2 protein-coding genes are annotated in these 1612 nt (G+C 62.8%); both read left to right on the plus strand.

The genetic code is table 11. The features are described 5' to 3' along the window. Positions 1-118 precede the first annotated feature (118 nt). On the plus strand, positions 119-1327 hold the full coding sequence (locus tag Q1V51_RS11790) for an acyl-CoA dehydrogenase family protein (RefSeq protein WP_300556587.1): 1209 nt from the start codon (positions 119-121) through the stop codon (positions 1325-1327). 11 nt (positions 1328-1338) lie between these two features. After that, positions 1339-1612: glutathione S-transferase family protein (locus tag Q1V51_RS11795; RefSeq protein WP_300556589.1), on the plus strand; the 274-nt coding region annotated here is incomplete at its 3' end.

Here is a 1612-nt window from a genome sequence, read left to right on the forward strand (position 1 = left end):
CGAACGTCTTGGCCTGCCGCGGTCGTTCCTCTGGAAAAGTGACCCCGAGCGTGCCCGCCTCCTGCAAAACGCCGCCGCCGTCCAGGCGTCGGTTCCAGCCGAATAGGATCTCAGATACATGGACCTGGCCTTCAAGCCCGACGAGGAAGCCTTCCGCGAAGAAGTGCGCGACTTTCTCGCGGACAATCTGACCGAAGACCTTCGCCGCTACGCTGCGCGCATGACCAGTGTGTATGCGGAAAAGGAGATCGGCCTCGCCTGGCAGAAAATCCTGGTCGACAAGGGCTGGGCGGCGCCGTCCTGGCCGGTCGAATATGGCGGCTGCGACTGGAGCCTCGCCCAGCACTACATTTTTGACGTGGAAATGGCGCGGGCCGGTGCGCCGCCGCTGTCGCCCATGGGGATTGGTATGTGCGGTCCGGCCCTGATCGGGCATGGCTCGAAGGCGCAGAAGGACTATTACCTGCCGCGCATCCTGTCCGGAGAGGATTTCTGGTGCCAGGGCTATTCCGAACCGCATGCGGGGTCCGACCTTGCCGCCCTCACCATGTCGGCAGTCGAGGATGGCGACGACTTCATCTGCAACGGCCAGAAGATCTGGACCACGCATGGCCATGTCGCCAACATGTGTTTCTGCCTTGTGCGGACGGATTCCTCTGGCAAGCTGCAGCAGGGCATCACCTTTATCCTGATTGACATGAACTCACCCGGCGTGCGGGTCGATCCGATCGTCATGACCTCAGGTGAGCATATCCAGAACTCGCTCTTCTTCACCGATGTCCGTGTACCAAAGAAAAATGTCGTAGGCGAAGTCAATCATGGCTGGACGGTCGCGAAATACCTGCTCGAATTCGAGCGGGGCGGTCATGCCTACGGGCCGCGTCTGATCGCGCGGCTGGAGGCTTTGCGGCGTCATGCAGCGGAGCAGGACCTGCTGACGGCCGATTTCGCCCGCAAGATCAGCCTCGCCGAAGCGGACGCCACCGCGCTCGAAGCAGCAGAGATGCAGCTCATGGCGGAACTGGCCGGGGGCGGAACGCCGGGGCTCAAGGGCTCGATGATGAAGATCCGCGGCACCGAACTCAGCCAGCACATCACCGAACTCGCCATCGAACTGGCCGGCCTCTATGTCCAGCCCTTCCAGCCGCACCATACCAGCCCCGGTGGACCGGTGACGACGGCGCCGCCGTCGAATGCGCCTCTGGTGGGACCCGAAAGTGCCGTGACCTCTTCGGCGAAGTATTTCAACGACCGGGCAGGCTCGATCTATGCCGGCTCCAACGAGATCCAGCGCAACATTCTCGCCAAGGGCCAGCTGCGTCTTTAGGACCCGACAAGATGATCACGCTCTACGAACATCCGCTCTCCCCTTATGCCCAGAAGGTGAAGATCGCCCTGCGCGAAAAGGGTGTGCCGTTCGAGGTGGCGATGCCAGAGGGCATCGGCGCCGGGTCCACCGGCGGTGCGTTTGCAGAGGCGGCGCCGCGCCGGGAAGTGCCGGCGTTGATAGACGGTGACGTCTCGCTGTTCGACTCCACGATCATCCTCGAATACATCGAGGACAAATGGCCAGAGCCTTCGCTCTTTCCCGCTGACCCGGCCGCGCGCGCGA

It is taken from the genome of Maricaulis sp. (assembly GCF_030149235.1).
GTDB lineage: Bacteria > Pseudomonadota > Alphaproteobacteria > Caulobacterales > Maricaulaceae > Maricaulis.